Below are 25,816 nucleotides of genomic sequence, written 5' to 3'. Positions count from 1 at the left end.
CTCTGAGTCTGCGCGTTTATCCAATCAACAGCAGGCAGGATAAATCATCCCCACCGTTGATTTTATCAATAGCAAAGTCCATGCGCGCATCTATGGTCTGATTGTGCATGGTCTTTTCAGAGAGGCTGGCGATGGTTTTTATCACGACCTGCTGGTCAATGTCTTCCTGCATCGACCGCACGCTGAGAATGAATTTGATATAGAAAAAATCCAGTACAATACGGTAAAACTGGCGCATGATGTTTGCCGTATTTTTACCAGGGAAATAGCTGCTATAGAGTTTATACAGCAGGTAATTGCGTAACACGTAGGGTTCTGACAAGCAGGATGACTCGCACAGCTTGTGCCACTGCTGATTAATCCCGTCGAATTTAGCTTCCAGTTCAGAAGCGTCGTTCAGGCCGGCCATGTCCAGATACGAGGCAATTTGCTGGTGCCCCTGAAGAATAAAACCGTCCCGCACCGAATCTTTCGCCACGTTCGTTCCCATCACGGACAGTGCCAGATATTTCATCGCATTTGAATGCGTGAGGTGACAGGCATCGATCAGCGATTTCCCGTTTTGCAGGTCATTGCGTAACGCATCGTAAAATTGTTCTACTTCGGCAAATTTATTATGTAAATCAAAATTAACGTGCTGAAGACAGAGAATAAACTGCGCCAGCGCCATCAAATTTTCTTCAACATTGCGGGAAGGCGACTGAATAAGGTTCCAGGCAAAAAGATGGATCACCTGCTGCGTCTGTGAGGCGGATTGACGTTGCCCAATCAGGTTAGTTTTGTAGGTTGCCACTAACTCATCCTGCTCCTGAAACAGCATGGCCTCCGGGTCAAACAGGACGCGTCTGACCACTTCAGGGCAGGAGAGCGTCATCGTATGCCGTGTTTCATCCTGATAACGGCTTGCGCTTCTGGGATACGTACTGCAGGTATGTGAGAGCGCCTCTTCCCCTAAATCACGGTGCACCATGCAGAGTTTGTTTTCATCGATAAAAGGACACTCCCCTTTTTCGTTTAGCTTCACTCTGGAGTAGTTGTTCTTGCCCTTGCGCTGAAGGATCAGATTCTCTTTTGCAATGGCGGCAATTTCTGCGTGCGTGGACTGGACATACTTTTGGTGGGTTTTCTTATCAATAGCGATCGTCCAGCCACGACAACATGAGATTAAACATGCTGACCCCACGCACTGAAACTTACTGACGAAAATCGGTTTGATGGTTTTATGAATTTGCATAGCTAAGGCGTCATTTTATAAAGCATAAAAAATACCATGCCGCACACGCTATTCTATAGAGGCATAACCGCACACTATGTTTTGTAATTCACAGAATCAGGGGCGCGATAACGAATGAGAATATTGCGCCCCTGTTAGGTTATTGGCTAATACTTGTTAACCATGATGATGAGTCAGATAGTCTCGCAAGCGGTTTGCAGGGGTATTCTTCTCCACCATCCTGTGAATCAAGGCCACCAGCTCAAAATCACTGCGCAGGTTGAATTTTTGCATCAGCAAATATTTATGGGTAAAAATAGTTTTATCACTTGTTTTAAGCTTATTCGCGATCTGCCCTACCGATAATCCTTTGTAAAAACTCACCATAACGCGAATTTGCTGTGGCGATAATATTTTATGCTGGCATTCGCTGCAGGTTCTCTTCCTCCAGTGAAAGCTTGAGAGCTGTGTGCGGTACCATGCGATAAACAGCGCCTCGGTGATCCTGTCCAGCGAAGCGCGGCGGGAGATAAAAATCATATCCTGAAAACAGGACGGATATGTCGAGAAACGGTGTTCATCATCCACCAGCCCAACCACAATTCCTTTTTTCCGCGCCTGTAATTCGGGATAACAGGTCAGGGTTTCCCCCTGACATAAAGAGAGAAAAATAATATCAGCGGCACTGACATTTTCATGAGAAAGTTCGCAGTCAAAGTGAAGCAGATGTTTGAAATTATGAAAGAAGAAATCCTCAAGAAAACACTGCAATCCCGCTCTGAAAAATGCGTCGGTCTCTTTAATCACAATATTCAGCATATCAGTTGTACTGCATCGTCATGACCACGACGGCACTAATGCTCCCCGGCGTTGCGCCGCCCGTGGAAGACCTGACCGATGCCAGCATGGCCATCGTTGCGGTTCTGTCTGCTGCAATAGTTTGTGTAATACTTGTTCCGGTTCCCTTCATTGCACCCGTTGCGGCCTCACTCATCGCAATCGCGACGTTCGTGGCCGAACCGCTGTTCATGTAGTAATCCGCCCCGGCGACCGGATCGGGGTTTCCGGTAAAGGAGACCGTCACGCTGCGCGTCCCTGTCGGACACTGGGTAAACAGCAGGTTAAACGGCACAGGATCGGACGATGACCCCGGCGTAGCCATATTGGATGCCTGAATATTGCCAAGGTTGATATCCAGACTGTTATTTCCCCCATTAAAGATACAGGGAGAGGCCACAATATTTCCGGTAACGCTGACGTTAACACTGTCCGTCGCAAAGGTATTGCAGCTTATTAATATGGCGGCAAACGCTGCCGTGCGCAGAATATTCATCATCAATCCTTTACTGATACGTCAAATTTAAGGTTGCAGACGCATTGGCAGTACCGGGTTCAACCGTCGTTTGGGTCTGGTAATAACGCGCTGTTAATGGAAATGCCTGCTGCCCACCCGCGGCGGCATTTAACGGCAAACGGGTATTTAACGAGAGAGGCGTACCGTTATAGAGGAGCTGAACGCCAACCCCTTTCGCCGTGCCGGTATTACCCTGCCCCGTCAGCGCGAGCACGCTCGTTGTTGCTACGTCCGGGTTCTGAATGCCGCTGAGCGAAACGTTGACGTTTGCCCCCGGGTCGCAGTTCAGACCCAGGTTTTGCGTATTCTGAGCGCCCGTCGGCGTGGTGCCGACCGTTGAGCCAAACGTCGCGGCAGAAATATCGCCGATGGGAAACGTCAGCTGCGGCGTCGTTATGCTGCAGGCCAGCACGTTGATGGTCCCGTCCAGAAGCGTCGTCGTAAGGCCATCGCGATACACACCATCGCTCCCCTGCAGCATAACGACACCCAGTACGCCGGGCGTCAGCGAGCCAGAGGCAACGGGTCCGGTAACGACAAGTTCTATTTTACCGCCCCACCATTCGACATAACTTGTCTGCGCGTTATAAGAAAAGGTATAGGTCGGGTTTTCAAAATAATTACCTGATGAAAAGCGCACGCCAATACCGCTTACATTGGTGTTATAAACGTGATTACCGTAACTACTCGGCGTTGCATTAAGGTACCGCATGCTAAACCCGAGCATTAACGGATTGGTACAGCCGCTTAAATAGGACCCGGTGACCGACGCATTTTTTGAAAATAATACCGTGCCAACCGCGACATCACGCTGCACCGTAATTGTGCCGATGGACAAAGTGGATTCCTGTGGCGTAATCGTTGTGCAGGTTCCTGCATGAGCACTATTCCAGGCTGCGGTGATACACAGCAGGAACAGGATGTTAAGTATGCGCATTTTAAAAACCCTAAATACAAGTGACGTTAATTTCAGTAATTCCGCCTGCCGAAGATTGCGGCGAAAGCCGGAACGGCGCGCGGCACTGCCGATCGCTTTCCACTCCCCACGTAACGAATACTGTCCCCTGCGAATCCAGGCCAGTGAGATAGACTTGCCCTTTGTCGCCAACAATAAAGCTGCTGTTGTCGCTGCCTTTCAGGCTCACGATTGCACCAAAAGGAACAAAATGGCCGTTATGCATTAACGTGAATAATGCCCGCCTTCCCACTTTCGCCTTATAGTCGGCCAGGACAATTGCACCGCGCGTCGGCGTTACCGTGCGGGTATTAATATCCAACTCAACGTCATCCGGCACACTTTCCGGGGCAAGCGTGATGTCATTTTTACGGTACGCGGAAAGGTTACTGACCACCGTATATCCCCGGAAATCTGTTTTTGCCCCCGGCTGATTACGGATATCTACGTCATGCGCGCCCGGTGCGCTAATCAGAACATTGGTCTCCCCCAGAGGCTGAGAAAGCGTAATCCCTTCTCTGTGAGCAAGAATGCCCCCCTGCAAACCATAGTTAAGACGCTCGCTGTTTTTGTCGTAGCTATAGCCCGCCGTCACTTCGCCGTACGTGCCCCTGTAATCCCCGTTCATGTTGCCCGTATAGCCAACGCCGTCCGACCCATACCCTTGCTGCACGTTCCAGTTCAGCCCATGGTTTTCCAGCGCCACGCCGTTCAGACCAATGTTCTGCGTGGTGCCGTTATTCTTGCTGGCGCTCACGCTATAGTTAGCCCAGGTCTGCGGCAGGAATTTTTCAAGCGGAATGCTGACGTTAAAGGCCAGCAGCTGATCGTTGTCGTCGCGTTTATTGCCGTCATATGTACCCGCGCTGCCGTTTTTACTGTAAGTCCAGGTGAGTCCGTAGCTAATGTTGTGCCAGTAGTTGTTGTAACCCAGGCTGTAAGACGCCATCCTTTTGCCCGAATTCCAGTAATCTTCACGGACCGCGCTCAGCGTCAGCGAGCCAAGATTGCTGCCCAACGTCTGGCTCATCGTGAGCTCGGCACGGTTACGACGACGGTCCTGGAGCACAGAGCTGTCTCCCCAGGAATCAAGGATCTCCTGCATGCCGTAGTAACCGCTGGTCGAATAGCGGTAGCCCGCAATCGAAAATTGGGTCCCTGTCCCGACAAAGTTCTTGCTGTAACGCGCACGCCAGGACTGCCCGTTGGATTTTTCTTCCCCCTGCGGGGTTGACCAGGCCTGGGTCATGTCCGCCGATATCGCGCCGAAATCCCCCATGTTTTTCCCGATCCCGGTGGCTATCGACTGATATTTGCTCGACTCCTGCAGCCCGCCATAGAGCGTGAGGCCATATGGCAGACCATAAATCCCCGTGATTTGGCCAAACGGGGTCTTATCCACGCTGCTGCTGTAAGAACGATACTGCCCTCCGGTCACCGCATACTTCAGGCGCCCTTCGCGCTGCAAAACTGGTAATGAGGCATAAGGCAGGGTGAAATGCTGCTCGCTGCCGTCAGCTTCCTTAATGGTGACGTCCAGATCGCCTGCCCCGCCGGTGGGATACATATCGGTAATTTCAAAGGCGCCGGGCGCGACATAGGTCTGGTAAATCTGATAGCCATTCTGGCGAACAATGACCTGAGCATTCGTACGCGCAATCCCACGCACGACGGGTGCGTAACCTTTGAGCGAATCAGGGAGCATGTCGTCATCGGAAGCCAACTGTCCGCCGCGAAACGGTATACTGTCGAACACGTCGGCGGGCGCGGAGCTATCGCCCAGCGTGAGCTCCGCCTTGAGCGGAATAATGGCCCGCTGTGCATAGGTGTAGACGGTATCCCATTTGTCCTGACCGTTCTCATCACGCGACCAGGTGGTGTAGTTGCGCAGTCGCCATGGCCCAACGTTGAGGCCTGGACGTAAGTTGGCATACTGACTGCTGCTGTTTTTACTCTCGCTCTGTTTCGCCCAGCTGTTGGCTCCGCTCAGGCTGTAGTTGAGCATCGCAGCGGCGATCCCCTCGTCCCACTGTTCTGGCGGGACATACCCTCTCGCAGGCAGGTCGATCGCGGCCTGGGGAATGCTGATAACAAGCCGCTGTGCACCAAACTGAAAATTCGTAGTGGCGTGAGGAATTGCCTGGAGGTCGACGCAGGAGGTGCTTTCAACCGCCAGATTGGGGAACAGCGCCGTTTTAACGCCCCATTTTTTTAGCTGATCCATGCTCAGGCAGGGCTGCAGGCTATCGTTTTCCTGCCAATCTTTCCCGGCAACAAAATCAATATCGCTGGTCTCAATAAGCTGTTCGTCGAGGATGATGTCAACATGGTATTTCCCTGGTGCCTGCGAACCTGATTCAAATGCAGATAAATCGGCTTTAACCATTCCCGGATTATCCAGCTCCACCAGTTCGGCGTTAAAGGAGTCACGGGCGTTAACCACGGGGACTGCATTCGGCAGCGCGAAGGCAATACACATTGCCAGACGCGCGGGCTGCATTTTTATATTGCTTGTTGCCATCATCATAAACCTGACTCGATATTGCGGATGCCACTTTTCTCAGGAACTAAAAGCTGGCCTGATGTATTATTCCCGGGCTGCCATAATCGTTAATCACTTTAAATACGATCTGATTGCCATTAACGCCTGGCGGTAAGCGAAATGCTGCCACTGCGCCAGGTGCAACCCAGGAAACATCCTCCAGCTTTTTACCGCCGACGCTTATTTCATTAAAGTTGATCACATACGGTGTAGGATTTGTGACCTGAAGGTTGTTTCCGCTCCGGGACCAGGTTAATTTATTCGCCTGTTCTTCCGGTGTTGACGCCTTCAGGCTTGTCGGGCGATAAATAAGCTTAATACGTGTTTTAACGGCAATTTGTAACGAGTTTTCCTGTCTGCTCGCTGAAGGTATCGCTTTAATATTTAACCAGAAGAGGCTTTCTTTATCCTGCGGCAGTGAGCCGGAGAGTAAAATTCGTTCAATATTTTGCTGGCTGCCGTTCAGTCTGTACAAAGGTGGCGTGACGATAAAAGGTGCTTTATTAGCATTACCCTCTGGCATGTCGACCCAGGACTGGATTAAATAAGGGGCGGCATCCGCATTGTTTACACTTATGGATGCCTCTTTTTTCCCGCCATCAAAAATTACGCGGGTACCACCAATAATAACCCCGGCATAAGCATGCGAAACAGATACAGTAATAACCGCCGCACTCAGCAGGGTTTTGCTAATAAAATTCATTTTGGACCTCTTAAAACAAGGGGGCAGTTTATGCCCCCCGCGCAGCGCCTCGCGGAGCTGACTCTTGTTCTGCTTAATGACTAGTTGTAAACAACGGAGAAGTTAGCGACGGAGTTTGCAGGACCGGCCGTTACCGATGCCGCCGTTGAAATATACTGTGCATAGAAATTCAGCGTATTGTCTGCGGTGCTGCTCAGTACATAGTTGTAGCCGTTGCTGCCGTGCAATGGCAGATCGGCTTTATCAGCGGTCATCAAATTAATGGCGACACCCGTTGCCGCACCGGCGACAGAGGTATCAATCGCCAGCAGATCGGCGTTAGTCAGATCGGGCGTACCGTCAAAACGAACTTTAGCACTGGTGACCGTAACCGGGCAGTTCTTCAGAATAATATCGAATTTCGTTGCCGCCGTTCTGGAACCTGTCGTCGGGAATTCTGTTTTATAATAATCGCCTAATACGACCACCTGGTTTTGAGAGGCTACCGCCACGTCACAGGCTGAATCGAGGATGTTACCATTAAAATTAACGGTTCCTGCGGCGGCGAGAGCATTGCCCATCATTAAGGCTGAACCCGTCGCAACCATCGCTAAAATAATACTCTTTTTCATAATGTTCATATTCCTGTTTACGGGATAACTTTATTTATTATTGAAATTTAAGCAGCAGAAGACCGATAAAAGAATCGCTAAGGATTCTTTTATTTTTCGCTGAATGGCTTAAGGCCTTCCCGACTGACTGGTTAAAATTTATATAATCATTTTAATGAATACAACTTTTAGATGGTCTAGCTCTGGACTCTGATTTAACGAAAAATCAACATCTACTACAGGAAAATCTCATCTTTTATAATGAAGGTCTATTATTAGACGCGGACGGCTTTTTGTTTTTATTCAGCAGGTTAGTCCTCAAGGATAGGAGGGTCTACTTTTAGACCTCGTCGGAATATTCCCTGAGCTCTTCATTTTTAAGATAATTCTTTGCGCAGATCAAAATTTGATCACATACGAAGTCGATGTGAGGTATCTTAATGAATACACGCTTGTCCACCCCACTGAATAATTACCAGCTCTCCGTTCTGGATTTAAAGCCTTTCGCCCACATAGACGCGCTGATTAAGCACGTGTTGCCCGCGGCCAGCAGAATGATCATCAGCCGGGGGGAGACGGTGCATTATTATAAAGATGATGTCCGACAGTGCTTTTTGCTTATTCAGGGCAGCGTAGCGCTTCATCGTCGCGGCGACGGCATTGTGTTAAATTCTGAATCTGCGCCGTTTATTCTGGGCGTCAGCAGCCAGTTTTCCTCTGAGCACCTGTACGTCCGGGCGCTGGAGACCGCCGAGATCGCACGCGTGTCGCTGGAGAGTTTCAATCAAATTGTGTCGCAGCACGATTTATGGGAACACTTCTCCAGGCTGCTTATTTATACCGCCTCGCGGGTATACGAACATTGTGCACAAATATCGCAAATGTCCGCTTACGATATCATCCGCTTCCAGCTTGTTGAGCTGATGCAGGAGCCGGACGCCATACGGCAAAATACGACGGCGGCAGCCTACATAAAAAGCCGTACGTATCTTTCACGTAGCGGAATTATGCGTATTCTGTCGGAACTGCGGACCGGCAAGTACATCACCATGGAGCGCGGCGTGCTGCTTGAAATTCACCATCTGCCACGCAAATATTGATTGCCACCGTGCCTGTCCCGGCGAGAAACGCTATAATTAGCCAGGTTATTTTTAAGGTTACCGGCTACCATGTCCCTTCCAGAAAAGTCTCACCGTGGCTCGCCCTACGCACAAGAGCTTATTTCTCACTTACTGCCTGATTGCACAACGCGACGCACCGCTCGCGGCGAGCGGCTCGATCTTCAGATCAACGGTCAGGGAATGTGCTATTTAATTCTTGAGGGGACGGTCGCTATCTACAGAAGAAGCGACGACATGATGCTCTCCACGGCCCGCAGCCCCGCCCTTTTCGGTCTCGCTAATCTGACAGATATCTATTTCAATGATTACCTGAAGACCGTTAGCCCGTGCCTGATAGGAACACTCACCACCGAACGGGTGAATGAGATTATCAAGGAAAAGGCGCTATGGGGGCTGCTCTCGAAACAACTGATGTTTGTCTATAGCCGGCTTTATAACAACGTGATGCCGCAGGGCGCACCGACGGCGTATGAGATGATTCGCCAGCAGCTCATAAAGCTGATGGAGGAAGATGAAAGTTATCGCAGCAGCGTAACGGCGGAAAGGTATATTCGGGAGAAAACCCAGCTCTCCCGCAGCGGCGTAATGCGCATTCTGGCGGATTTAAAAACCGGCGGATTTATCGAAATGGAAGAAGGCAGGCTTATTAAAATCAACAAGCTCCCCGCTAAATACTGAATGTCAGACACAAAAAAGGCCGCACTCGCGGCCTGTTCAACAACACTCACTCAATGGACGTGAACGCCCAACCGCCAGGCAAAGTAGATCTCTTCTTTCAGTTCATTCGAAGAGAGCGCCAGCAGATCCGTGAACTCCAGCTCAAGCTGTTTCAGCTTTTTCAGGTACTGCGCCGGAGACAGGTTGCTCTTATCGCGACGTAAATATTCAATTGCCAGCTGTGTTGGGGTTATTTCAGTATCCATGATGTCCTCGCTTATGTACAAATCCTGACCAGTATATCACATCATGCTGGCTAGTTTTTGACCAAAGGCAATTCATCTGAAAACTTTACACGACCGCCGTCGTCAGACGCGACGAGCAGCACAGGCGATCCTGCTCGTCGAGAATATCAATCTGCCACACCTGGTGGCGGCTACCAGCGTGCAGCGCGCGGCAGATACCGCGCACGCGCCCGCTGCGCACCGAGCGAATGTGGTTGGCATTCACCTCAAGCCCGACCACCTTCTGTTCGCCTTCGGTGCAGAGATATCCCGCGACGGAGCCCAGGGTTTCCGCCAGCACGACGGAAGCCCCGCCGTGCAACAGGCCAAACGGCTGATGGGTGCGACTATCGACAGGCATCGTCGCCTCCAGATCGTCTTCCCCAATGCGGGTGAACTGGATATCCAGTAGCCCCACCATATTCCCCTCGCCCATGGCGTTTAGCGCCTGCAGCGTGACGGCACGTTTCCAGATCATCCAATTATCTCCAGTAAAGCCTGTAATGGGTGGCGTACGCCGTTACCCTCAACCCGTTTCACCTGGCTGCGGCAGGAGTAGCCCGTCGCCAGGCAGCGGTTTCTTGGCAATCGCTGCATCGCCTGATGCCACGACAGCTCATAGATGCCGAGCGAGTTGGCGTGGTTTTTCACCTCGTGGCCGTAGGTGCCCGCCATACCGCAGCAGCCCACGCTGACGCTCTCCAGCTTCGCGCCGAAACGCGCAAAAATAGACGCCCATTGCGCCGGGGCGCCGGGCAGCGCCGTCACTTCCGTACAGTGTCCGAACAGATACCACGGTTCACCGCCAGCCTCCTGAATGGCCTTCTCTTCCAGGGCTGCCGGCAGCCACTCGTGCACCAGCATGACGTGGAAATCGCCGCGCTTATCACCCAGCGTCTGCTTGTATTCATCGCGATAGCAAAGCACCAGCGCCGGATCGACGCCGACCATCGGCATCCCAAGTTCGGCGATCCGGTTGAGAAAATCAGCGGTTTTTTGCGCCGTTTTCGCAAAGCGGTTCAGGAAGCCTTTAATGTGCTGGGCCTTGCCGTTTGGCGAGAACGGCAGCACTACCGGCTGATAGCCCAGTTTTTCAACCAGGCGGATGAAGTCAGCGACCACCTGCGCGTCGTAGTAGCTGGTGAACGGATCCTGGACCACCAGCACCACCTTCGCTTTTTGCTCAGGAGTAAGCGCTTCGAGCTGTTCCAGGGTCATGTTCGCCGAGCGGTGGCCGACGAGCTGGCGCTGCAGCGACGGCACCGACAACAACGGCAGATCGACCATGCCGATATGCTTTTCGGAAAGCTTGCGCACCAGCGGCTGATTGATAAAGAAGTTGAAGGTCTTCGGCGCGCGCGCCATCAGCGGCGCGTAGCTTTCCACCGTCGCCACCAGATGATCGCGCACCGGGCGCAGATAGCGGGTGTGGTAGAGCTGCAGGAAGCGCGAGCGGAATTCCGGCACGTCGATTTTAATCGGGCACTGGGTAGAGCAGGCTTTACAGGCCAGACAGCCGGACATCGCCTCTTTCACCTCATGGGAGAAATCATACTCGCCCTTATTGGCATGCCAGCTGTTGCGGATGCGCTCAATCAGCGAGCGCAGGCTGGCCCGTTTTTCCGGCAGCTCCTGCTCCAGCTTCAGGGGATCGACGCCACGGTCCGCCAGCAAACGCAGCCACTCGCGCACCAGCGTCGCACGCCCTTTCGGCGAGTGAATGCGGTTGCTGGTGATTTTCATTGACGGGCACATCGGGCTTTTCACGTCAAAGTTAAAGCACAGGCCGTTGCCGTTACACTCCATCGCGCCGCGCCAGGACGAGCGCACCGCAATCGGGATCTGTCTGTCATACGTACCGCGCTTAACGGCATCCACCTGGAGCATCGGCGCGTCCACCCCTTCAGGCGGGCAGATTTTCCCCGGATTGAGGCGGTTATCCGGGTCGAACGCCGCTTTGACCTTGCGCAGCTCCGCGTAAAGCTGCTCCCCGAAGAACGCCGGGCTGTATTCCGCGCGGAACCCTTTCCCGTGCTCCCCCCACAGCAGACCGCCGTATTTGGCGGTCAAGGCAACGACGTCGTCGGAGATCTGCTTCATCAGGATCTCCTGCTGCGGGTCGCACATGTCCAGCGCCGGACGCACGTGAAGCACCCCGGCATCGACGTGGCCGAACATGCCGTAGCTCAGACCGTGGCTGTCCAGCAGGGCGCGAAACTCGACGATATAATCCGCCAGATGCTCAGGCGGCACGCAGGTATCTTCGGCAAAGGGAATCGGCTTCGCCGCTCCTTTCGCATTGCCAAGCAGGCCCACGGCTTTTTTACGCATGGCGTAAATACGCTCGATACCGGCCAGATCGTGACAAAGCTGCCAGCCGATCACGCCGCCTTCGCCCTGCGCAATCAGCTCATCCAGCCGCTGGCACAGCGTGGTGACCTGGCTCTCAATCAGCGCCGCATCGTCGCCGGCGAACTCCACGATATTGAGGCCGAGCATCTCTTTATCCGGCACGTCGGTAATGAGATCGCTGACGGAGTGCCAGACAATATCTTCCCGTGCCAGGTTGAGCACTTTGGAGTCAACCGTTTCCACCGACAGCGCTTTCGCTTCCACCATAAACGGCGCATTGCGCAGCGCGGAATCGAAGGAGTCATATTTGACGTTCACCAGGCGACGCACCTTCGGCAGGCGGGTGATATCCAGTCGCGCCTCGGTAATAAACGCCAGCGTTCCTTCGGAGCCGGTGAGCACGCGGGTTAAATCAAACTGGGTCAGGTCGTCGTTAAAGACGTGACGCAGGTCGTACCCGGTCAGGAAGCGGTTTAGTTTGGGGAACTTATCGAGAATAAGCTGGCGGTTGTCGCGGCAGCGCTCCAGCACGGTGCGGTAGATGCGCCCGCTGGTGGTGTTATCTTTACCCAGCGTTTCCGCCAGTTCGACCGGCATCGGCTGGGTATCAAGGATATCGCCGCCTAACAATACTGCCCGCACGCCCAGCACGTGATCGGAGGTTTTACCGTAGACCAGCGACCCCTGCCCGGAGGCATCGGTGTTGATCATCCCCCCGATGGTTGCTCGGTTGCTGGTGGAGAGTTCAGGGGCAAAAAAGTAGCCGTAAGGCTTGAGGTACTGATTAAGCTGATCTTTGATAACGCCCGCCTCAACCCGCACCCATCCCTCTTCAGGGTTGATCTCAATGATGCGGTTCATATAGCGCGACATATCAATAATGATGCCCTGGTTCAGCGCCTGACCGTTGGTTCCGGTGCCGCCGCCGCGCGGCGTGAAGACCAGCGAGGCAAACCGCTCCTGCGTTGCCAGCCGGGCGATAAGCGCCACGTCGGCCGTGGAACGAGGGAAAACGACCGCATCGGGAAGAAGCTGGTAGATACTGTTATCGGTTGCCATCGTCAGCCTGTCGGCATAGTTCGTGGCGGTATCACCTGTAAAACCCTGTTGCTCCAGTGCCTGCAAAAAATTAAGCACCAGCTGAACGACGCCAGGTGCCTGAGAAATCTGTGGGATCATTACTGTCGACCCTAATTAGAGTTGTGGGAATCGTTTGCGTGTATCTTAAAAGTTTTATCACATTTTTTTCTTATAATCTCTGCTGAATTACAGGCAGAATTCGCCTGTCAAAAACCGCTGCGATCGCTAATGATTAGAGAGACGCGGTTTTCCGTTCCCGCCAGTGGTACTGGCGTTCTTTTAAGGAAAGTTTCATTTATGGTCAATCTTCGCCAGCCCAGGGATGTTGCGCAAATTTTGCTGTCGGTGCTGTTCCTGGCCCTCATGATTATTGCGTGTCTGTGGATTGTTCAACCCTTTATTCTTGGCTTCGCATGGGCCGCGACCGTTGTCGTTGCCACGTGGCCTCTGCTGCTGCGTTTGCAGAAGCTGCTGTTTGGCCGCCGCGGGCTGGCCGTGCTGGTGATGACGCTGCTGCTGTTCCTGCTGTTTATTATTCCAGTTGCGCTGCTGGTAAACAGCCTTGTCGACTCCAGCGGCCCGGTGATCCGCGCCGTGACAAGCGGCGACCTGACGCTGCCGGACCTCGGCTGGCTGAACAGCATTCCGGTCGTGGGCGCTAAACTTTACAGCGGCTGGCATAGCCTGCTGGAGATGGGCGGCAGCGCGCTGATGGCGAAAGTGCGTCCGTATATTGGCACCACCACCACCTGGTTTGTCGGTCAGGCCGCACATATCGGCCGCTTTATGATGCACTGTACCCTGATGCTGGTCTTCAGCGCCCTGCTTTACTGGCGCGGTGAGCAGGTGGCTTTAGGCGTTCGTCACTTTGCCACCCGCCTGGCGGGAAAACGCGGTGACGCCGCGGTGCTGCTGGCCGCGCAGGCCGTGCGCGCGGTCGCCCTGGGCGTCGTGGTGACGGCGCTGGTGCAGGCGGTGCTGGGCGGTATCGGCCTGGCGATTTCCGGCGTACCGTACGCCACCGTCTTTACCGTAGTCATGCTGATGACCTGCCTTGCACAACTGGGGCCGCTGCTGGTACTGGTTCCGAGCATTATCTGGCTTTACTGGACGGGTGATACCACGTGGGGAACGGTTCTGCTGGTCTGGAGCTGCGTGGTTGGCACCATGGATAACGTGATTCGCCCCATTCTCATCCGCATGGGTGCGGACCTGCCGCTGATCCTAATCCTCTCCGGTGTTATCGGCGGGTTAATTGCTTTCGGGATGATCGGTCTGTTCATTGGCCCGGTGCTGCTTGCCGTTACCTGGCGTCTGTTCTCCGCCTGGGTTCATGAAGTGCCGCCGCCTGGAACCGACCCGGACGTGATTCTGAGCGAGCTGGAAGAGCTGGAAGAAAAGAATACCCATTAAGCCTTGTTGCCGGGTGACGCTTACGCTTACCCGGCCTACATTATCCCGCACAATACTTTAACACCGCTAAAGTATTTATTCGTTGCACACTGGTCAGACCCGCCATTTCAGCATTAAGTCCGCTATTATTCTCAAGAAATCTTTACGTCTCTTTAACTATTGAGACGAATCTGATCGACGCTAAAAATTACAATGCCTACTATTAGCTCACGGTTATAAATCAACACCTTGATTTATAAGCATGGAAATCCCCTGAGTGAAACAACGAATTGCTGTGTGTAGTCTTTGCCCATCTCCCACGATGGGCTTTTTTTTATCCTGACTACGCGCGCTTAACCTCACAGGTACTGAGCATCCGCCACTCAACAGGCAGCACCCGCGTTTCCCCCGTCACATTGACCGTCACCGCCTGGCGGATATCCGCCGACGATGCGCCAATCTGCAGTTCAAACTCGCCCGGCTCAACGATGCGCTTGCCGTCACGGCGGGTGAAGTTGAACATCTCAACCGGCAGCGTGAAGGTGAGCGTGGCGGTTTCGCCCGGCGAGAGCATGACGCGCTGGAAGGCCTTAAGCTCCTGAAGCGGGCGCACCTGGGTGGCGACCTTGTCCCGCACGTAGACCTGCACCACCTCGCTGCCGCTGCGCTCGCCGGTATTGGTGATATCCACGCTCAGCGTCACCTCACCGTCGACCGGCACGCTGCTTTCAGCGACGCGGGCAGTGCCCCAGCTAAACTGCGTCCAGCCGAGGCCGAAACCAAACGGGTAGCGCGCACCGAAATGGAACGCGAACGGCGTGCCGCCGCTTTTGAGCTTGTGATTGTAGTAATACGGCATGGCCCCGGCGCTTTTCGGCACGCTCACCACCAGACGCCCCTGCGGCTCAGCGCGTCCCGTTAGCACGTCCGCGATCGCCCAGCCCCCTTCCTGCCCGGGCGCCCACGCCACGATCAGCGCTGCAATCTTATCCTCCAGCCCCTGTAGGTTGTACGGACGGCCGCCGGTCATCACGACAATCACCGGTTTGCCCGTCGCCACCAGCGCCTCCAGCAGCTGTTGCTGCACGCCCGGCAGATTCAGGGAGTCGGTGTCGGAACCTTCCCCCACGGTTCCGCTCTGGAACAGCCCGGCAAGATCGCCCACGCAGGCCACCACCACGTCACTCTCCTGCGCCGCGTTCACGGCCTCGGGGATCAGCGCGGTGCTTTGCGAGACCGGCGATTGCTGCATCGGCTTACCGCCGCTATCGCCCGGGAAGACCGGCGCACCCGCCATCCGTTTCTCGATGATGTGACACCCTTTGGCATAGCGGACGTTCGATGCCCCGAGATACTGCTCCAGCGCCGCGCGCGGGGTCGTCACCTGCGAGGTCTCTTCCACCATATCGCTGATGATCAGATGTACCGGGAAGCTGTAGCCGCTCAGTAACGCCAGCGGATCGTCTGCCGTCGGCCCCACAAGCGCCACGCGGGGCTTACCGCCGAGCGGTAAAATGCCGTTGTTTTCCAGCAGCGTGACCGATTTTGTCGCCACCTCTCGCGCGATCTGTCGGGTCAAATCATTTTGCAGATCGATACCGTTTTCATCTGCGTACGGGTTTTCAAACAGGCCCAGACGGAATTTCTCCGTCAGCACGCGCGCCACGATCTCATCCACTTTGGCCATAGAGATCAGCCCGCGCTCAACGGCGTCCGCCAGATGGCGTGCGCAGTCATCTTTCGGCAGCTCGACGTCCAGCCCGGCGTTAAAGGCCAGCGCGGCGGATTCGGCCGCATCGTGGGACACACCGTGATGCTGGTGCAGCAGGCTGACGCCGCCGTAATCCGCGACAATAATTCCGTCGAAGCCCCACTGTTCGCGCAGGACGGAGGTCAGCAGGAAGCTGTCGCTGTGCCCCGGCTGATTGTCGATATCGTGGTAGGCGGGCATCACCGACCCGGCATTGGCCAGTTTCACCGCCATTTCAAACGGCAGCAGGAAGGTATCGTTCAGCTCGCTAAACCCGAGGTGCACCGGCGCATGGTTGCGTGCCCCTTCGCTAAACGAGTGGCCAACGTAATGTTTCAGGGTCGCCAGCAGATCGCGTTTATCACCCTGTAATCCTCTGACGTAGGCGGTCGCCATCACCCCCACCAGCCAGGGATCTTCCCCGAAGGTCTCTTCGGTTCGCCCCCACCGGACGTCGCGGGAAACGTCCAGCACCGGGGCCAGCCCCTGCTGGCAACCGACGGAACGCGCCTCTTTACCGATCTGCTCTGCCGCGCGCTGCACCAGCTCCGGGTCCCAGGTCGAGCCGTAGTTGAGCGAGGACGGGAACAGCGTGGCGTCTTTGCACAGCAGCCCCACCAGGCACTCCTCGTGGAACAGCGCCGGAATGCCGAGACGCGTCTCTTCCATCATCATGCGCTGCAGGCGGTTAGCCGCGCGCACCCCGGTTTTCGCGTCAACGATGTGGGTGCCGAGCGGACGGGTGATCTGCCCGACGCCCAGTTTTAGCCGTTCGCTCAGCGCCGCCTGCTCGCTGACGCCGGCGAATTCGTCGCTCAAATCGCTGCGCTCCCGGTGGTTGCCGTTTTCATCGAGGATCAGCCAGTAGGCGTGCATCTGGGCGAACTTCTCTTCCGGGGTCATGCATGCCAGTAAATCAGCGACGCGCTCGTGCACGGGACGTCCCGCGTCCTTATAGATAGCAGTCATATTTTACTCCTGTAGTGCGGAAGGGGTTGCCGGGCTGAGCTGCTCCGCGTCGGGTCTTACCTCACGCTTGCTGGCCAGCTCCCGGGCGATGGAATCCACCAGCCGGCTGTTGAGCTTGTAGATGGAAAGCAGTGCCACCATGCAGAGGAACAGCGCGCACGGAATAAGGGTGAACAGCGCGTTGATGGTGGAGAGCACGTGTGGCGCCTGGGCTGCCTGGCCCGGGGCGTAATCCACCATGCCGAGCACCCAGCCGACCACCGCCCCGCCCAGCGCCAGGCCAAACTTGATGGCGAACAGTGCGGTAGAGAAGACCAGCCCGTCCAGACGGCGGCCGCTACGATGCTCTTCGTAGTCGACCACATCAGAGAACATGGTCCACTGCAGGGGCGTGGTCAGGTTTTGCACAAAGCTAAAGACGATGTTGAGGCCAAAAATCAGCCACACCTGCGAAGGCGGCAGGAAGAAAATCAGCGCGCCGAAAATGACGAAGGAAATAATGGTCCACTGGTAGGCGCGTACGCGGTCAAATTTCCCCAGCAGGCGTTCAGATAATAACGCGCCGCTTAGCGAGGCCACCATGCCAGAAACAATAAAGGCAAAAACCAGCTCCGGGCGCAACAGTACATAGTTGACGTAATACATGGTGGCAGAGCCGCGCGTCACCACCGCCGTTAACAGCAAAATATTAAACACAAACACAATGCGCCACTGGCTGTTACCGGCCAGCAGTTTTAAATCGGTGAGCATGGAGCCGGAGGTATCATTGCGCGGGGAATAACGCTCGCGGGTCATCAGGAAACAGCAAAAGAACAGCACAATTCCCAGCAGCCCCATCAGGCTCATGGCAAAGAAATAGCCTTTCTGCACGTTGCCCTGGCCCAACAATGAGACCAGCGGCAGAGCGATAACCGTTACGATCAACCCGCCAATAAATGACAGGCCAAAACGCCAGGACTGCAGGGAGTGACGCTCGCGCGGATCCAGCGTCAGCGCGCCCGGCATAGCGCAGTAAGGCACGTTAATGGCGGAGTAAATCAGACTTAAAATCGCGTAGGTCGCGCAGGCATAAACGATTTTCGCCGTCGGCCCGACGTCCGGTACGTAGAAGGTAATAAGGCAGCTTACGCCAAAGGGAATAGCAAACCACAGCAGCCAGGGACGGAAACGGCCGTGACGCGTCTGCGTGCGGTCAACCAGCGCGCCAATACACGGGTCGACAAACGCATCAACCACGCGCACCACTAAAAACATGGTACCCATGATCGCGGCAGGCAAACCAAAAACGTCGGTATAGAAATAAGCAAGAAATAATGTGGCCGTTTGCCAGACCAGCGCGCTGGCCATATCACCTAAGCCATAACCTATTTTATCTTTGGTACGCAATACAGAGGAAAGTGTCATTGTTATTTGCCTTTTTATCAGGTTAAAACGTATTTCAACCAGTTGCGCATCATCTGAAGGGAAATGCGCAGTAAGGCTCAAGTATTAGCAACGCGTTGCGCACTAACAATTGTCTTAATTAACAGACAAATTATGATATTTGGTTTTTTAGATTATTTGTGATGGTGAGCAAATTTGAGGTGAAATAAAAAAGGCGAGGAATAAAATCCTCGCCTTTTTGCGATCGTGTTGCCGTTACTTGTTCAGTTCCGCCAGGCTCAGCCAGGTTTGCACTACCGTGTCCGGGTTCAGGGAGAGGCTGTCAATCCCCTCTTCCATCAGCCAGGCGGCAAAGTCTTCATGGTCGGATGGACCCTGACCGCAAATCCCGACATATTTACCCTGCTTCTTCGCCGCGCGGATGGACATGGAAAGCAGCGCTTTCACCGCCTCGTTACGCTCGTCGAACAGCTCGGAAACCACGCCGGAGTCGCGGTCCAGGCCCAGCGTCAGCTGAGTCATGTCGTTCGAGCCGATAGAGAAGCCGTCGAAGTGCTCCAGGAACTGCTCGGCCAGCAGGGCGTTGGACGGGATCTCACACATCATGATGATCTTCAGCCCGTTTTCGCCGCGCTTCAGGCCCTGGCGCGCCAGCTCGTCCACCACCGCTTTCGCCTGATCCACGGTACGCACGAACGGGATCATAATTTCAACGTTGGTCAGCCCCATGTCGTTGCGCACGCGTTTCACCGCCTCGCACTCCAGCGCGAAGCAGTCGCGGAAGCTGTCGGACACGTAGCGTCCGGCCCCGCGGAAGCCCAGCATCGGGTTCTCTTCTTCCGGCTCGTAGCGCTCGCCGCCGACCAGGTTGGCGTATTCGTTAGACTTAAAGTCAGACAGACGCACTATCACCCGTTTCGGATAGAAGGCGGCACCCAGCGTGGCGATCCCTTCGGTCAGACGACCGACGTAGAACTCTTTCGGCGAGTCGTAGCCTTTCATCATCTCGCGGATTTCGTTCTGCAGCTTCGTGTCCTGGTCGTCAAACTCCAGCAGCGCGCGCGGGTGAACGCCGATCATGCGGTTAATGATGAATTCCAGACGCGCCAGACCAACGCCTTCGTTCGGCAGGCAGGCGAAGTCAAACGCGCGGTCCGGGTTACCGACGTTCATCATGATCTTCAGCGGCAGATCCGGCATGGTATCCACGCTGGAGCTCTTCACGCTGAAGTCGAGGATATCTGCGTAGACGTAGCCGGTGTCGCCTTCGGCACAGGAGACGGTCACGTTCTGTCCGTCCTTCATGCGCTCGGTAGCATCACCGCAGCCGACAACCGCAGGAATACCCAGTTCGCGGGCAATGATCGCCGCGTGACAGGTACGGCCGCCGCGGTTGGTGACGATAGCCGATGCTTTCTTCATGATCGGTTCCCAGTCCGGGTCGGTCATGTCGGTCACCAGCACGTCGCCTGGCTCAATACGGTTCATCTCGCTGATGTCGTGGATCACTTTGACCGGACCGGCACCGATGCGGTGACCGATGGCGCGGCCTTCCGCCACGATTTTACCCTGCGCGTGCAGCGTATAACGCTCCATTACCTGACCGCGTGAGCGGACGGTTTCCGGGCGCGCCTGAACGATAAACAGCTTGCCGGTGTTCCCGTCTTTCGCCCATTCGATATCCATCGGACGGCCATAGTGTTTCTCAATCTGCACCGCCTGCTTCGCCAGCTCCTGCACTTCGGCGTCGGTCAGGGAGAAGCGGTCGCGCTGCTCCTGCGGCACATCTTCAATCTTAACCTGCTTGCCATGCTCCTGGGTTGGGGCATAAATCATGCGGATTTTTTTCGAGCCCATGGTGCGGCGCACCACCGCCGGACGGCCCGAGGCAAGCGTAGGCTTGTGTACGTAGAATTCGTCAGGGTTCACCGCGCCCTGCACAACCATCTCACCCAGGCCCCACGCGGAGGTGATGAACACCACCTGGTCGAAGCCGGATTCGGTATCAATGGAGAACATCACGCCGGAGGAACCCACGTCCGAGCGCACCATGCGCTGCACGCCCGCGGAGAGCGCCACGCCGCGATGGTCATAGCCCTGGTGCACGCGATAGGAGATGGCGCGGTCGTTGAACAGGGAAGCAAATACGTGCTTCACCGCCACCAGCACCGCATCGTAGCCCTGAACGTTCAGGAAGGTTTCCTGCTGTCCGGCAAACGACGCGTCCGGCATGTCTTCTGCGGTCGCGGAAGAACGTACGGCAAAGGAGGCCTGCGCGTCGTCAGCGGAGAGCTGGTTGTACGCGTCATGGATAGCTTTTTCCAGTTCCGGCTGGAAAGGTGTGTCGATGATCCACTGGCGGATCTGCGCCCCGGCTTTGGCAAGCTCGGTGACGTCATCAATATCCGTTTTATCCAGCAGGTCGTAAATGCGCTGGTTTACACCGCTCTGGTCTAAAAACAGGTTAAACGCGTCGGCGGTCGTGGCAAACCCGTTTGGTACGGAGACACCCATACCGGACAGATTTGTAATCATTTCACCCAGGGAGGCATTTTTGCCCCCAACTCTGTCTACATCATTCATGCCGAGTTGGTTATACCAAAGCACCAGCGGTGACGAGCCATTGTTGGACATCGAAACAATCCTTTTGTGATATTTGATCGGAGTAAGTAACACCTGACTACGTATTTATACTGGCATAATTATTTGCGCTAAAAAAACGGTGAATCGTGTAAGCAATTTAAATTTTCAACTTTTCGGATAGTTTCCCACCAGCCAATAAGCTGATGATTCCTCTATATTCAGCCAGAAACCACAAAAATAAAGTCGCTATTTGAAAAATGAAATCCGCTTTTCAGGAAAATCAAAAACATCATTTCATTTTAAATTCAGATAACTTCTTTGCTGTGCAATTAACTTTTTTAATTTATGCTTTCAGACAATTAGGTATGATATTCAGGGTGGGTAAAATGGATAATGCTGTCGATCGTCACGTTTTTTATATTTCTGATGGTACGGCGATCACCGCCGAGGTGCTGGGCCACGCGGTGATGTCGCAATTCCCCGTTTCGATTAACAGCATCACGCTGCCGTTTGTGGAAAATGAGAGCCGTGCCAAAGCGGTGAAGGACCAGATTGACGCCATCTTCCAGCAGACCGGCGTGCGCCCGCTGGTGTTCTACTCCATCGTTATTCCTGAGATTCGCCACATCATTTTGCAAAGTGAAGGCTTTTGCCAGGATATCGTGCAGGCGCTGGTGGCGCCGCTCCAGAGCGAACTGAAGCTTGACCCGACGCCTATCGCCCACCGAACCCACGGGCTGAACCCCGGCAACCTGACCAAATATGACGCGCGTATTGCCGCCATCGATTACACCCTGGCGCACGACGACGGTATCTCGCTGCGCAACCTCGACCAGGCGCAGGTGATCCTGCTTGGCGTATCGCGCTGCGGCAAAACGCCAACCAGCCTCTACCTGGCGATGCAGTTCGGCATTCGCGCCGCCAACTACCCGTTTATTGCTGACGATATGGATAACCTGGTGCTGCCCGCCGCCCTTAAGCCGCTGCAGCACAAGCTGTTCGGCCTGACGATTAACCCGGAACGTCTCGCGGCGATCCGCGAAGAGCGCCGCGAGAACAGCCGCTACGCCTCGATGCGCCAGTGCCGCATGGAGGTCTCCGAAGTGGAAGCGCTGTACCGCAAAAACCAGATCCCGTGGCTTAACAGCACGAACTATTCGGTAGAAGAGATCGCCACCAAAATTCTCGACATCATGGGGCTTAACCGCCGCATGTACTAATAAGCTAGTACATTAGCTCAGATTCATGTATCATCCTTTTCAACAGCGGGGCGGTGTCGCCCCGAACTTGAAATCAGCAGGGATTGGTTTAATGTGATGCCCATCACTTCCCGGTAGTCTGCCGATGAAGCAAAAATTTTCTGAGACAAGTCATGAATAAAACCGATGAACTCCGCACGGCGCGCATAGACAGCCTGGTCACCCCGGCTGAACTGGCCGAGCGGCACCCCGTTTCCGCCGCGGTCGCGGAACATGTGACGGCCTCCCGCCGCCGCATTGAAAAAATCCTCAATGGTGAAGACAAGCGTCTTCTGGTGGTGATTGGGCCCTGCTCCATCCACGATCTGGATGCCGCGATGGATTATGCAAAACGACTTCAGGGGCTGCGGGAAAAATACCAGCATCGCCTTGAGATTGTGATGCGCACCTACTTTGAAAAACCGCGTACCGTGGTGGGCTGGAAGGGGCTGATTTCCGACCCTGACCTTAACGGCAGCTATCGCGTAAACCACGGCATCGAGCTGGCGCGCAAGCTGCTGTTGCAGGTCAACGAGCTGGGCGTGCCGACGGCCACCGAGTTTCTCGACATGGTGACCGGGCAGTTTATCGCCGATCTGATCAGCTGGGGCGCGATTGGCGCGCGCACTACCGAAAGCCAAATCCACCGCGAGATGGCCTCAGCCCTCTCCTGTCCGGTCGGCTTCAAAAACGGGACCGACGGCAACACGCGGATTGCGGTCGATGCGATCCGCGCCTCGCGTGCCAGCCATATGTTCCTGTCGCCGGACAAGAACGGCCATATGACCATCTACCAGACCAGCGGTAACCCGTATGGGCATATCATTATGCGCGGCGGGAAGAAGCCTAATTACCATGCACAAGACATCGCTGCCGCCTGTGAAACGCTGGCCGAATTCGACCTGCCGGAACATCTGGTGGTGGATTTCAGCCACGGTAACTGCCAGAAGCAGCATCGCCGCCAGCTGGACGTCTGCGATGAGGTCTGTCAGCAGATCCGCAGCGGCTCGACCGCCGTTGCCGGGATCATGGCCGAAAGCTTTATCAAAGAAGGCACGCAGAAAATCGTTGCCGGACAGCAGATGGTATACGGCCAGTCGATCACCGACCCGTGCCTGAGCTGGGAAGACAGCGAGCTGCTGCTGGAGAAGCTGGCAGCTGCGGTTGATTCTCGCTTCTGATGTTATCGTCGGGTGGCGCTGCGCTTACCCGACTTACGGTTCTCGCCCTTCTCACTCTCCCGGTGGGAGAGGGTTGGGGTGAGGGCATCAGGCCGCATTTCTTCCCCCTGAATTTGATCCCGTCACACAATTTTCACAAAAACGCTTGCCGTGAATTTGCAGTTTATTGATAATGATTATCATTGTTACATTGATTGTTATTTATAAACATGATGTCACCTACGGATAACAGCGCGGCAACGCCAGCAAACAAGCACACAGCACCGTCCCCTGCCCCTACCGATCGTCGCATCGACAGCAAAACGCTGCTGGGTGATGAGGGCCGGGTGATTATCGAGCATGACGGCCAGCAGTATCTGCTGCGCCAGACGAATGCCGGAAAATTGATCCTCACAAAATAAACCAAAACTTTCGCCAGCCACCCAGGTGATCCCCAGGCAGCCAGCGCTTTCGATACTTTATGGAGAGTTGCTATGCTACACCTGCATAACGCACGTTTACGCCCGTCCCTTCTGGCGCTGGCGATTGTCAGCACCCTGCCTGGCGCCGCGTTTGCTGCCGCAGATGAAATAACCGTCACCGCCACAGGCAACGCCCGTAGCGCCTTCGAAGCCCCGATGATGGTGAGCGTGGTTGACGCCACCGCCCCGGAAAAACAGACCGCCAGCTCTGCCGCCGACCTGCTGCGCAACGTGCCCGGTCTGACGCTGGACGGCACCGGCCGCACTAACGGTCAGGACGTTAACCTGCGCGGCTACGACCGCCGCGGCGTTCTGGTGCTGGTCGACGGCGTGCGCCAGGGTACCGACACCGGGCACCTCAACAGCACGTTCCTCGATCCGGCGCTGATTAAACGTATTGAAGTGGTGCGTGGTCCGTCTGCGCTGCTCTACGGCAGCGGCGCGCTGGGTGGCGTCATCTCCTATGACACCGTCGACGCCAAAGATCTGCTGGAACCGGGCAAAAACAGCGGTTATCGCGTGTTTGGTACCGGCGCAACGGGGGACCACAGCCTCGGCCTGGGGGCCAGCGCCTATGGTCGTACCGATACCCTGGACGGCCTGGTATCGTGGTCCAGCCGCGACCGCGGCGATATCCGCCAGAGCGACGGTGCGACGGCGCCGAACGACGAATCCATCAATAACATGCTGGCGAAAGGCAGCTGGAAAATCGACCAGGCCCAGACGCTGAGCGGCGCCCTGCGCTACTACAACAACGCCGCGCAGGAGCCGAAAAACCCGCAAACCTCTGATGCCAATAGCAGCAACCCGATGACCGACCGCTCCACCATCCAGCGCGATGCGCAGGTTGGCTACCACATTGCGCCGGAAGGATACGACTGGCTGAACGCCGATGCGAAGGTTTACTGGTCCGAAGCGCGCATTAATGCCCAGAACATCGACAGCACCGGCGAGTTCCGCAAGCAGACCACCAAAGGCGGCAAGGTGGAAAACCGAACCCGCCTGTTCAGCGACTCTTTTGCCTCTCACCTGCTGACCTACGGCGGAGAATATTATCGTCAGGAGCAGCGTCCGGGCGGGTCCACGACCGGCTTCCCGGAGGCGAAAATCGACTTCAGCTCCGGCTGGCTGCAGGATGAAATCACCCTGCGCGATCTGCCCGTCACCCTTCTGGGTGGCACGCGCTATGACAACTACCGCGGCAGCAGCAATGGCTACGACGATGTCGATGCCGATAAATGGTCCTCCCGCGCCGGGTTAACCGTCAGCCCCACCGACTGGCTGATGCTGTTCGGATCTTACGCGCAGGCCTTCCGCGCGCCGACCATGGGTGAGATGTATAACGACGCCAAACACTTCTCCATTGGCCGCTTCTACACCAACTACTGGGTGCCGAACCCGAACCTGCGCCCGGAAACCAACGAAACGCAGGAGTTTGGTTTTGGCCTGCGCTTTGACGATCTGATGCTTGCTAACGATGCGCTGGAGTTTAAAGCCAGCTATTTCGATACCAAAGCCAAAGACTACATCTCCACCACCGTCGATTTTGCCGCCGCGACCACCATGTCGTACAACGTTCCGAACGCCAAAATCTGGGGCTGGGACATGATGGCAAAATACTCGGCCGATCTGTTTAGCCTCGACGTGGCCTATAACCGCACCCGCGGGAAAGATACCGATACCGGGGAGTACATCTCCAGCATCAACCCGGACACCGTCACCAGCAAGCTGGACGTTCCGGTGGCGCAAAGCGGTTTCTCCGTGGGCTGGATCGGCACCTTTGCCGATCGCTCAACCCACGTCAGCAGCAGCTACAGCAAGCAGCCGGGCTATGCGGTTAACGATTTCTACGTCAGCTATAAGGGCCAGGAGCAGCTCAAGGGCGTCACCACCACGCTGGTGCTCGGCAACGCCTTCGATAAGGAGTACTGGTCTCCGCAGGGTATTCCGCAGGACGGTCGTAACGGCAAGATTTTCGTAAGCTATCAGTGGTAATTCCCTTCGGGGC

General features: G+C 55.3%; 20 protein-coding genes and 1 other RNA gene. 8 read left to right on the top strand and 13 right to left on the bottom strand.

Going from position 1 to position 25,816, the window contains the following annotated elements:
* Positions 1-16: 16 nt before the first annotated feature.
* The 7 genes from fliB to APT89_RS15570 all read right to left on the bottom strand — a co-directional run bounded on the left by fliB (position 17) and on the right by APT89_RS15570 (position 7,378).
* Entirely contained in the window at positions 17-1,234 is a 1,218-nt protein-coding gene (gene fliB, locus APT89_RS15600) for a flagellin lysine-N-methylase (protein ID WP_060572893.1), read from the bottom strand.
* Between the two features lie 156 nt (positions 1,235-1,390).
* On the bottom strand, positions 1,391-2,032 hold the full coding sequence (locus APT89_RS15595; protein ID WP_047365426.1) for a helix-turn-helix transcriptional regulator: 642 nt from the start codon (positions 2,030-2,032) through the stop codon (positions 1,391-1,393).
* Between the two features lies 1 nt (position 2,033).
* Complete coding sequence (locus APT89_RS15590; protein WP_120787302.1) at positions 2,034-2,546, bottom strand: fimbrial protein; 513 nt, start codon at positions 2,544-2,546, stop codon at positions 2,034-2,036.
* 10 nt (positions 2,547-2,556) lie between these two features.
* Positions 2,557-3,504: a fimbrial protein gene (locus tag APT89_RS15585; protein ID WP_041910398.1), complete on the bottom strand. Its 948-nt coding sequence runs from the start codon at positions 3,502-3,504 to the stop codon at positions 2,557-2,559.
* Positions 3,505-3,514: 10 nt separating this feature from the next.
* Entirely contained in the window at positions 3,515-6,043 is a 2,529-nt protein-coding gene (locus APT89_RS15580) for a fimbria/pilus outer membrane usher protein (RefSeq protein ID WP_060572889.1), read from the bottom strand.
* Between the two features lie 46 nt (positions 6,044-6,089).
* On the bottom strand, positions 6,090-6,767 hold the full coding sequence (locus tag APT89_RS15575; RefSeq protein WP_045630157.1) for a fimbrial biogenesis chaperone: 678 nt from the start codon (positions 6,765-6,767) through the stop codon (positions 6,090-6,092).
* Positions 6,768-6,847: 80 nt separating this feature from the next.
* Positions 6,848-7,378: a fimbrial protein gene (locus APT89_RS15570; protein WP_045630225.1), complete on the bottom strand. Its 531-nt coding sequence runs from the start codon at positions 7,376-7,378 to the stop codon at positions 6,848-6,850.
* A gap of 419 nt (positions 7,379-7,797) precedes the next feature.
* On the opposite strand from APT89_RS15570, the gene APT89_RS15565 reads away from it, so the two are divergent.
* Complete coding sequence (locus tag APT89_RS15565; protein ID WP_060572887.1) at positions 7,798-8,457, top strand: helix-turn-helix domain-containing protein; 660 nt, start codon at positions 7,798-7,800, stop codon at positions 8,455-8,457.
* Positions 8,458-8,526: 69 nt separating this feature from the next.
* On the top strand, positions 8,527-9,156 hold the full coding sequence (locus tag APT89_RS15560; RefSeq protein ID WP_045630155.1) for a helix-turn-helix domain-containing protein: 630 nt from the start codon (positions 8,527-8,529) through the stop codon (positions 9,154-9,156).
* A gap of 50 nt (positions 9,157-9,206) precedes the next feature.
* Here the strand turns inward: APT89_RS15560 and APT89_RS15555 are convergent, their stop codons facing one another.
* From APT89_RS15555 to ydiJ, 3 genes are all read right to left on the bottom strand, one after another.
* Positions 9,207-9,401, bottom strand: a complete 195-nt coding sequence (locus tag APT89_RS15555; protein ID WP_003857766.1) for a YdiH family protein — start codon at positions 9,399-9,401, stop codon at positions 9,207-9,209.
* 85 nt (positions 9,402-9,486) lie between these two features.
* On the bottom strand, positions 9,487-9,897 hold the full coding sequence (gene menI, locus APT89_RS15550) for a 1,4-dihydroxy-2-naphthoyl-CoA hydrolase (RefSeq protein WP_028012841.1): 411 nt from the start codon (positions 9,895-9,897) through the stop codon (positions 9,487-9,489).
* Positions 9,894-12,950, bottom strand: coding sequence for a D-2-hydroxyglutarate dehydrogenase YdiJ (gene ydiJ, locus APT89_RS23860; RefSeq protein WP_060572884.1), 3,057 nt, complete (start codon positions 12,948-12,950; stop codon positions 9,894-9,896). The genes menI and ydiJ overlap by 4 nt, the downstream gene beginning before the upstream one ends.
* A 198-nt stretch (positions 12,951-13,148) precedes the next feature.
* Here ydiJ and ydiK point away from each other — a divergent pair, with 198 nt between their 5' ends.
* Both ydiK and rprA read left to right on the top strand, forming a co-directional pair.
* Positions 13,149-14,264, top strand: coding sequence for an AI-2E family transporter YdiK (gene ydiK / locus APT89_RS15540; protein ID WP_028012839.1), 1,116 nt, complete (start codon positions 13,149-13,151; stop codon positions 14,262-14,264).
* A 209-nt stretch (positions 14,265-14,473) separates the two neighbouring features.
* An RNA gene (gene rprA / locus APT89_RS15535) (antisense sRNA RprA) lies at positions 14,474-14,581 on the top strand.
* 5 nt (positions 14,582-14,586) lie between these two features.
* Here the strand turns inward: rprA and APT89_RS15530 are convergent.
* The 3 genes from APT89_RS15530 to ppsA all read right to left on the bottom strand — a co-directional run bounded on the left by APT89_RS15530 (position 14,587) and on the right by ppsA (position 20,979).
* Positions 14,587-16,962, bottom strand: coding sequence for a glycoside hydrolase family 3 N-terminal domain-containing protein (locus APT89_RS15530; protein ID WP_060572882.1), 2,376 nt, complete (start codon positions 16,960-16,962; stop codon positions 14,587-14,589).
* Positions 16,963-16,965: 3 nt separating this feature from the next.
* Entirely contained in the window at positions 16,966-18,366 is a 1,401-nt protein-coding gene (locus APT89_RS15525) for an MFS transporter (RefSeq protein WP_060572880.1), read from the bottom strand.
* A gap of 234 nt (positions 18,367-18,600) precedes the next feature.
* The gene (ppsA, locus tag APT89_RS15520; RefSeq protein ID WP_045630151.1) at positions 18,601-20,979 is read right to left on the bottom strand and encodes a phosphoenolpyruvate synthase; all 2,379 of its coding nucleotides are present in this window, start codon (positions 20,977-20,979) and stop codon (positions 18,601-18,603) included.
* A 335-nt stretch (positions 20,980-21,314) separates the two neighbouring features.
* On the opposite strand from ppsA, the gene ppsR reads away from it, so the two are divergent.
* The 4 genes from ppsR (at position 21,315) to APT89_RS15500 (ending at position 25,803) form a co-directional block, all read left to right on the top strand.
* Positions 21,315-22,148, top strand: a complete 834-nt coding sequence (ppsR, locus tag APT89_RS15515) for a posphoenolpyruvate synthetase regulatory kinase/phosphorylase PpsR (protein ID WP_028012835.1) — start codon at positions 21,315-21,317, stop codon at positions 22,146-22,148.
* Between the two features lie 152 nt (positions 22,149-22,300).
* Positions 22,301-23,347, top strand: coding sequence for a 3-deoxy-7-phosphoheptulonate synthase AroH (aroH, locus tag APT89_RS15510; RefSeq protein WP_028012834.1), 1,047 nt, complete (start codon positions 22,301-22,303; stop codon positions 23,345-23,347).
* Between the two features lie 212 nt (positions 23,348-23,559).
* Positions 23,560-23,748: a hemin uptake protein HemP gene (hemP, locus tag APT89_RS15505; protein ID WP_045261817.1), complete on the top strand. Its 189-nt coding sequence runs from the start codon at positions 23,560-23,562 to the stop codon at positions 23,746-23,748.
* 72 nt (positions 23,749-23,820) lie between these two features.
* On the top strand, positions 23,821-25,803 hold the full coding sequence (locus APT89_RS15500) for a TonB-dependent hemoglobin/transferrin/lactoferrin family receptor (protein WP_060572878.1): 1,983 nt from the start codon (positions 23,821-23,823) through the stop codon (positions 25,801-25,803).
* Positions 25,804-25,816 lie beyond the last annotated feature (13 nt).

Origin of the sequence: Enterobacter sp. 50588862 (assembly GCF_001462935.1) — a bacterium.
GTDB classification, from domain to species: Bacteria; Pseudomonadota; Gammaproteobacteria; order Enterobacterales; family Enterobacteriaceae; genus Enterobacter; species Enterobacter bugandensis.
This window is presented reverse-complemented; position numbering and strand designations above follow the sequence as displayed.

Bases quoted from the DNA above. Each gene is read 5' to 3' on its own strand.
- APT89_RS15575 (WP_045630157.1), bottom strand. From the start codon at position 6,767: ATGAATTTTATTAGCAAAACCCTGCTGAGTGCGGCGGTTATTACTGTA.
- ydiJ (WP_060572884.1), bottom strand. From the start codon at position 12,950: ATGATCCCACAGATTTCTCAGGCACCTGGCGTCGTTCAGCTGGTGCTT.
- APT89_RS15595 (WP_047365426.1), bottom strand. From the start codon at position 2,032: ATGCTGAATATTGTGATTAAAGAGACCGACGCATTTTTCAGAGCGGGA.
- APT89_RS15580 (WP_060572889.1), bottom strand. From the start codon at position 6,043: ATGGCAACAAGCAATATAAAAATGCAGCCCGCGCGTCTGGCAATGTGT.
- APT89_RS15560 (WP_045630155.1), top strand. From the start codon at position 8,527: ATGTCCCTTCCAGAAAAGTCTCACCGTGGCTCGCCCTACGCACAAGAG.
- ppsA (WP_045630151.1), bottom strand. From the start codon at position 20,979: ATGTCCAACAATGGCTCGTCACCGCTGGTGCTTTGGTATAACCAACTC.
- APT89_RS15500 (WP_060572878.1), top strand. From the start codon at position 23,821: ATGCTACACCTGCATAACGCACGTTTACGCCCGTCCCTTCTGGCGCTG.
- APT89_RS15570 (WP_045630225.1), bottom strand. From the start codon at position 7,378: ATGAAAAAGAGTATTATTTTAGCGATGGTTGCGACGGGTTCAGCCTTA.
- APT89_RS15555 (WP_003857766.1), bottom strand. From the start codon at position 9,401: ATGGATACTGAAATAACCCCAACACAGCTGGCAATTGAATATTTACGT.
- menI (WP_028012841.1), bottom strand. From the start codon at position 9,897: ATGATCTGGAAACGTGCCGTCACGCTGCAGGCGCTAAACGCCATGGGC.
- hemP (WP_045261817.1), top strand. From the start codon at position 23,560: ATGTCACCTACGGATAACAGCGCGGCAACGCCAGCAAACAAGCACACA.
- ydiK (WP_028012839.1), top strand. From the start codon at position 13,149: ATGGTCAATCTTCGCCAGCCCAGGGATGTTGCGCAAATTTTGCTGTCG.
- APT89_RS15565 (WP_060572887.1), top strand. From the start codon at position 7,798: ATGAATACACGCTTGTCCACCCCACTGAATAATTACCAGCTCTCCGTT.
- APT89_RS15530 (WP_060572882.1), bottom strand. From the start codon at position 16,962: ATGACTGCTATCTATAAGGACGCGGGACGTCCCGTGCACGAGCGCGTC.
- aroH (WP_028012834.1), top strand. From the start codon at position 22,301: ATGAATAAAACCGATGAACTCCGCACGGCGCGCATAGACAGCCTGGTC.
- fliB (WP_060572893.1), bottom strand. From the start codon at position 1,234: ATGCAAATTCATAAAACCATCAAACCGATTTTCGTCAGTAAGTTTCAG.
- ppsR (WP_028012835.1), top strand. From the start codon at position 21,315: ATGGATAATGCTGTCGATCGTCACGTTTTTTATATTTCTGATGGTACG.
- APT89_RS15525 (WP_060572880.1), bottom strand. From the start codon at position 18,366: ATGACACTTTCCTCTGTATTGCGTACCAAAGATAAAATAGGTTATGGC.
- APT89_RS15585 (WP_041910398.1), bottom strand. From the start codon at position 3,504: ATGCGCATACTTAACATCCTGTTCCTGCTGTGTATCACCGCAGCCTGG.
- APT89_RS15590 (WP_120787302.1), bottom strand. From the start codon at position 2,546: ATGAATATTCTGCGCACGGCAGCGTTTGCCGCCATATTAATAAGCTGC.